This window comes from Levilactobacillus zymae DSM 19395 (assembly GCF_001434115.1).
GTDB lineage: Bacteria > Bacillota > Bacilli > Lactobacillales > Lactobacillaceae > Levilactobacillus > Levilactobacillus zymae.
In genome coordinates, this window is sequence record NZ_AZDW01000051.1 from 130,743 (window position 1) to 136,863 (window position 6,121).

At 50.2% G+C, this 6,121-nt stretch carries 11 protein-coding genes; all 11 read left to right on the plus strand.

All coding sequences use genetic code 11. The features are described from left to right. Positions 1–6: 6 nt before the first annotated feature. The 11 genes from FD38_RS11525 to FD38_RS11575 are packed head-to-tail and all read left to right on the plus strand — an operon-like array spanning position 7 to position 6,062. On the plus strand, positions 7–522 hold the full coding sequence (locus tag FD38_RS11525) for a diol dehydratase small subunit (protein WP_057734375.1): 516 nt from the start codon (positions 7–9) through the stop codon (positions 520–522). A gap of 26 nt (positions 523–548) precedes the next feature. Beyond that, positions 549–2,396, plus strand: coding sequence for a diol dehydratase reactivase subunit alpha (locus FD38_RS11530; RefSeq protein WP_057734377.1), 1,848 nt, complete (start codon positions 549–551; stop codon positions 2,394–2,396). Next, the gene (locus FD38_RS11535) at positions 2,386–2,739 is read left to right on the plus strand and encodes a glycerol dehydratase reactivase beta/small subunit family protein (protein WP_057734379.1); all 354 of its coding nucleotides are present in this window, start codon (positions 2,386–2,388) and stop codon (positions 2,737–2,739) included. Before FD38_RS11530 ends, FD38_RS11535 begins: the two co-directional genes overlap by 11 nt. A 14-nt stretch (positions 2,740–2,753) precedes the next feature. Continuing rightward, entirely contained in the window at positions 2,754–3,287 is a 534-nt protein-coding gene (locus FD38_RS11540) for a BMC domain-containing protein (RefSeq protein WP_057734380.1), read from the plus strand. 12 nt (positions 3,288–3,299) lie between these two features. Next, a complete protein-coding gene (locus FD38_RS11545) occupies positions 3,300–3,593 on the plus strand; it encodes a BMC domain-containing protein (protein WP_057734382.1) in 294 nt (97 codons plus the stop codon). A 36-nt stretch (positions 3,594–3,629) separates the two neighbouring features. Further along, a complete protein-coding gene (gene pduM, locus FD38_RS11550) occupies positions 3,630–4,133 on the plus strand; it encodes a PduM family microcompartment protein (protein ID WP_057734384.1) in 504 nt (167 codons plus the stop codon). After that, positions 4,121–4,390 (plus strand): EutN/CcmL family microcompartment protein, encoded by a 270-nt coding sequence (locus FD38_RS11555; RefSeq protein WP_057734385.1) that lies wholly within the window; start codon positions 4,121–4,123, stop codon positions 4,388–4,390. Before pduM ends, FD38_RS11555 begins: the two co-directional genes overlap by 13 nt. A 22-nt stretch (positions 4,391–4,412) precedes the next feature. Then, complete coding sequence (locus FD38_RS11560) at positions 4,413–4,991, plus strand: cob(I)yrinic acid a,c-diamide adenosyltransferase (protein WP_057734388.1); 579 nt, start codon at positions 4,413–4,415, stop codon at positions 4,989–4,991. 1 nt (position 4,992) lies between these two features. Beyond that, positions 4,993–5,463, plus strand: coding sequence for a GlcG/HbpS family heme-binding protein (locus tag FD38_RS11565; protein WP_057734390.1), 471 nt, complete (start codon positions 4,993–4,995; stop codon positions 5,461–5,463). 4 nt (positions 5,464–5,467) lie between these two features. Next, positions 5,468–5,704, plus strand: coding sequence for a hypothetical protein (locus FD38_RS11570; protein ID WP_057734391.1), 237 nt, complete (start codon positions 5,468–5,470; stop codon positions 5,702–5,704). 13 nt (positions 5,705–5,717) lie between these two features. Further along, on the plus strand, positions 5,718–6,062 hold the full coding sequence (locus FD38_RS11575) for a BMC domain-containing protein (protein WP_057734393.1): 345 nt from the start codon (positions 5,718–5,720) through the stop codon (positions 6,060–6,062). Positions 6,063–6,121: the final 59 nt, after the last annotated feature.

Here is a 6,121-nt window from a genome sequence, read left to right on the forward strand (position 1 = left end):
GTATCAATGAGTGATATTAACGATCTTGTTTCCAATATTCTAAAACAGGTTAATAATTCTGATACCACGTCCACGACTTTCACGGGGACCAGTGTCCAGAATGATAAGCAATACGGGGTCGAAGATTATCCGTTATACGAAAAACACCGCGACATCATTAAAACCCCATCTGGTAAGGCGTTGAATCAGGTGACTCTGGATGACATCGCTAATAATCGGGTTGATCGCAAGGACTTACGGATTACCGCGGAGGCCCTGAAGATGCAGGGAGATGTCGCCGGAGCTGCTGGCCGGAAGACGTTGCAAATGAACTTTGACCGGGCTGCTGAATTAACCAAGATTCCGGATGACCGGTTGTTGGAAATGTACAACGCTTTGCGGCCTTACCGGTCGACTAAGGCGGAATTGTTAGACATTGCCAATGAGCTTAGATCGAAATATTCCGCAACGATTTGTGCGGCTTGGTTTGAGGAAGCGGCGAAGTACTACGAAAGTCGTCAAAAGCTCAAAGGGGATAAATAAGTAAAGCCGAAAAAGGGTGTCGAGGTATGGCAGTTAAAAAAGTGATTGGTGTGGATATTGGTAATTCGTCAACGGAAGTGGCCTTAGCTAACGTTACCGATGAGGGCCAAGCCAGTTTCATGGGCTCTGGGATCGCCGCTACCACGGGGATCAAGGGGACTAAGGAAAATCTAATTGGGATTCGCGATTCGATTAATCAGGTGCTGGCCCAAACGCACCTCTCGATTCGCGACATTGACTTGATTCGGATTAACGAAGCAACGCCGGTGATTGGCGATGTGGCCATGGAAACGATTACGGAAACGATTGTCACGGAATCGACCATGATTGGCCACAATCCGGATACGCCGGGCGGAATTGGCACGGCTTCCGGGCTCACCATTCCGATTTTGGATTTGGCAAATGAAACGGATACCAGTCGACCATACATTGTGATTGTGCCGAAAGAAATCGATTTTGAGAATTGTGCCAAATTAATCAACGCGTATGTGGGTGCCGGGTATCAGATTACGGCAGCTATCTTACAAAACGATGATGCCGTTTTGGTCGATAACCGGCTGAAGACGCCTATTCCCATCGTTGATGAGGTGGCTTTGATTGATAAGGTCCCGGTACGGATGTTAGCGGCCATTGAGGTTGCGGGACCGGGACAGGTGATTTCTCAACTGTCCAATCCTTACGGGGTCGCCACATTATTCAAACTAGATTCTCAGGAAACCAAAAACATTGTGCCAGTTTCTCGGGCGTTGATTGGTAACCGCTCGGCGGTGGTCATTAAGACACCGGCGGGAGACGTGAAGGCGCGGGTCATTCCAGCTGGGAAAATCATTATTAACGGTGAGACAGGTCACGAAGAGGTCGGAATTTCCCGGGGTGCCGCGGCAATCATGAAGAAAGTGTCCAATTTCCGCCACATCAAAGATATTACGGGTGAAGCCGGAACGAACGTCGGCGGCATGCTGGAGAAGGTTCGCCAGACCATGGCGACCTTGACCGGCAAGCAAAACAAAGATGTCGTGATTCAGGACCTTTTGGCCATTGACACGCAAGTTCCCGTTAAGGTTAAAGGGGGCCTGGCCGGTGAATTCTTAAACGAATCGGCGGTAGGGATTGCCGCCATGGTCAAGTCCGATCACTTGCAAATGGAAGTGATCGCGCAGCTGATTGAAAAGGAACTCCAAACGCCAGTGGAAATTGGTGGGGCGGAAGTTGAATCAGCCATTCGGGGCGCGCTGACGACCCCCGGAACGTCCAAGCCGATTGCAATTCTGGACTTTGGCGCCGGTTCAACGGATGCATCGATTATCGATAAAGCGAATAAAACGGTGGCGATTCATCTTGCCGGCGCGGGGGACATGGTCACGATGATCATTAACTCGGAATTGGGCTTAGCGGATATTCACCTGGCCGAAGACATTAAGCGTTACCCCTTAGCGAAGGTTGAGAACCTCTTCCAGTTACGGCACGAGGATGGGTCCGTTCAATTCTTTGACCACCCACTGCCGTCGGAATTATTTGCTAGAGTGGTGGTGCTCAAACCGGAAGGGTATGAACCCGTGACGGGGAACCTGAGCATTGAAAAGATCAAGTTGGTGCGGCAAAGTGCAAAGAAGCGAGTCTTTGTGACGAACGCGATTCGGGCGCTAAAGTATGTCAGCCCGACGGAAGACATTCGAGACATCCCGTTTGTGGTGATTGTGGGCGGATCGGCTTTAGATTTTGAAATCCCCCAATTAGTCACGGACGAGTTGGCACACTACAATTTGGTTTCCGGTCGTGGAAACGTCCGGGGCATTATGGGACCACGAAACGCCGTGGCTACGGGGTTGGTTCTCCGGTACGCCGAAGAAAGAAGGCGGGATAATGGCCGATAATTTAGACCGACCGACCATCGTGATTGGGGTTACGCCCTCAGCGGCCACTGATTCCGCACGGTTGCAGCCGTTGCTCAACGGCATTGAAGAGGAACAAATCCCGTTTTCAACGGCCGAGATTCAGGTGACCGACGTGGTCTCACGAGCTTATCAGGCAGCCCTTTCGTCACGATTGTCAGTAGGAATTGCCTACGAACAGCAACGTTACGTGGTTCATTACAAGAATTTACCGGAACAGGCGCCGTTATTCGACGTCACACTAGCCGCACCGGCTGACTTACGGAAATTGGGAGCCAATGCGGCTCGGCTGGTCAAGGGAATACCCTTCAAGCCATTATCGTGAACGGGGGTGAAAAGATGAAAGCGTTAGGATACGTGGAATGTAACGGGTTATCTAGTGCGACGGTTGCCGCTGATCGAATGTTAAAGACCAGTGACGTGCAGCTTAACCGGATTCGCAACGCGGAAAATGGGTGGATCACACTAGAGTTTACGGGGGATATCGCGGCGTTAAAAGTGGCGGTAGAAACTGTTAAGCAGACCCTGTCAGAGGTTTACGTCGCGGGGTTAGTCATTGGTAGTCCGGCCGAGGGCTTAGCGAAGCTAGGGACTGCCGGGGCTAGTGATGTGATGCCCCAGAACTTTAATCCTGAGAAATACAACGCGGATGGGACCATGAAGACCTCGGCGATGTTTGGGCCTAAGCCCGCCACCCCGACCCCACCGGTAGTCTCAGCGGAGTCCGCCACGGCAACCCCGAAGGATACTGAGGAGCAAGCGGCTGACGATGATGAGGTCACGTGCAACTTGTGTGGGGATCCGAAGTGCCCTCGTAAGCTGGGAGAACCTCATAATAAGTGTTTACATTACAATGATCTGAAGAAAGATTAGGAGGAAGCACAAATGAACAATGCTTTAGGAATGATTGAAACCAAGGGGTTAGTCCCTTCGATTGAAGCAGCAGATTCTATGGTCAAAGCGGCTAACGTCGTCCTCACGGGACAAGAAAAAATCGGTGCTGGGTTGGTAACCGTAATGATTCGCGGCGACGTGGGTGCCGTTAAGGCCGCCGTTGATGCGGGGGTTCAAGCCGCCCAAACGGTTGGTGAAGTGGTCTCATCCTACGTTATTCCACGTCCACACAGCGAAGTTGAGGGGATTTTGCCAGCAACACCAGGGTCGCAGACGGCAGAATAGACCACGCATTAAAATGAAGGAATTGGGGGTGTACTGATGGATGACTTGATTGAAAAAGTTATTGAAAAGTTAAGGGCGCGCCAGACCGCTGATCGGGTGGTCGCTCTTAATGAAGTACCATCTCCATTGGATGAACAGTTGTTTATTGATTACGGGTGTTTGATTTTAACGAACGTATCGGTCCAGCTGATCAAGGCGTTGTATACCCTGGATCAGACGAATCCTCAGGTCGCTTGGATTCTCCAAGGCCTCAGATATGACGTCCAGTTCTACTTGCAAATCAATGAACGCCTCGTTAATTTTGTCCCGCGAACCATGGTCTTAGATTGGCCAATCAATTTTATCGTTGGTCGTAATTCACCGGTTATAGGCAGCTATAACCCCATGATTTCTAGAAATGAAATTGCCGCTTTGCCGGATAACGCGTACCTAGTCAAGACGGCTGGACAGCGCCTTACTGACGAAGGCCTGGAAATTTGTGAACGGAAAAATATTAAAATACAGATTAGGACTGAAGAAAATTGTATATGGCGAAAGTAATTGGTAGCGTGGTGTCCACCCAAAAGGATCCATCTTTGGTGGGGAAAAAATTAATGATTGTTCGACCAATCGACTCCGATAAGCAGCCTATCCGGTTTGAACAAGTGGCGGCCGACACGGTGAACGCCGGAATTGGCGACAACGTGTTAGTGGTCAGAGGAGCCGGGGCCCGCCGGGCGGATGGCAATGCTGCCCAAAACGCGGCGGATGTTAACGACTGTACCATTGTTGGGATTATTGATCGGTTTGATAAATAAGCTTGTGTAAGGGGGAAGTCTAGTGGCTATCTATACTAAGGGCGGTGATCAGGGCCAAACCAGCCTGTTTGATGGTCTGCGAGTGGAGAAGGATTCGGTACGAGTCGACACTTACGGCACGTTTGACGAACTCAATGCCAACATTAGTCTGGCGGAGAAGTTTTGCCAAAGTCATGAGAATCGGCAAATCTTGCAGACGGTCGAATATCACATGTTCTACTTACAAGGCGAAATTGCAACTAAGGACACAGCTAAATTTTTAGCACAGAGTCAAACGATTACGGCTGCTGATACGAAAATGTTGGAAGACGTGATTGACCGCTATACGGCCGAATTGCCCCCAGTTCGGAGTTTTATCTTACCGGGAGCTAGCGTTGCCGGGGCACAATTGCACGTTTGCCGGACGGTTTGCCGCCGGGCCGAACGATCGTTTGTGAAGTTGTCCAGAGATGTCCATTTTCGACCGGAATTAGAACGTTACGTTAATCGGCTATCGGACTTTCTCTACATCATGGCGCGTTCCGAGGATTACGAAGCTTTGGTGAACGACGTGACCCAGCAAGTTCTCGAGATTTATTCAAGATTGGGGGCGGCTCGTTAAAATGGATGAAAACCAATTAGGCGCAATCATCAAAGACGTCCTGGCGCAACAGTCAACCAATTATTTTGCCTTAGCTAAGTTGGAACACGTGGTTGAAGCGGCCGTCAAGCGCGCCACCGCCCTGAATGTTGGGGTGACCATCGTGATTTTAAGTCAAGATCAGGTCGTTCAGATGAGTTATCACATGCCCAACGCCAATCTAGTAGGCAGTACCTTGGCCCCCAAGAAGGCGTGGAGTGCGTTAGCCATGCAACAGCCCACGATTAACTTGTCATCGCAGGTTCAACCGGGAGCTGAGCTGTACCAAATCGAAACCATGATGGCCGGGAAATTAACCACGTTTGGCGGGGGAATCCCGTTGAAAGTTCACGGTAACCTCATTGGGGCCATTGGCGTCAGTGGGGGGACTGTGGCTCAGGATCAGTCGATTTGTGAAACGGCCGTTGAGGCTTTTATGAAAGAGAGTGATTAGGATTATGGACCAGGAAAAAATTGAAGCCATTATTCGGGGAATCGTCACCCAAGAAGTGACGCATCAGGCAACCCAGCCGACCCCAACCAAGGCCCCCGCAACCGACGGGGAGATTTCACCGTTGCTCCAAGAATTGCGGGATGCCGTTCAGGGACAAGCGGAACCGACCACTGCCACGGAAGGTGAATCATCGGCACTGTTGGAAGGTATTAAGCGAGACGTCCAAAACGGTATAGGTTAGTGAGGGATGTGGCATGAGTCGGGATATTGAACGATCAATTCAAGAATACGTTCCTGGTAAACAGGTAACGTTGGCCCACGTGGTGGCAAACCCAACCCCAGATATCTACGAAAAGTTGGGGATTCAGGTACCCAAGAATGCTTTGGGAATTTTGACTATCACGCCCAGCGAGGCGGCAATTATCGCCGGGGATATCGCGACCAAGGCCAGCAACGTTTCTCTAGGGTTCATCGATCGGTTTAGTGGATCGGTCGTCATTGTTGGTGAGGTTTCGGAGGTCGAATCGGCCTTAAAAGCAGTAATTGCCAAGTTACACGAGCTGTTAGGGTTTGATATTCCAAAGATTACGAGGACTTAATTAGACCTGAATTATTCATACCTTCCAAAAAAGTCGTCAGTTTTCATGTTTTTCAAAAA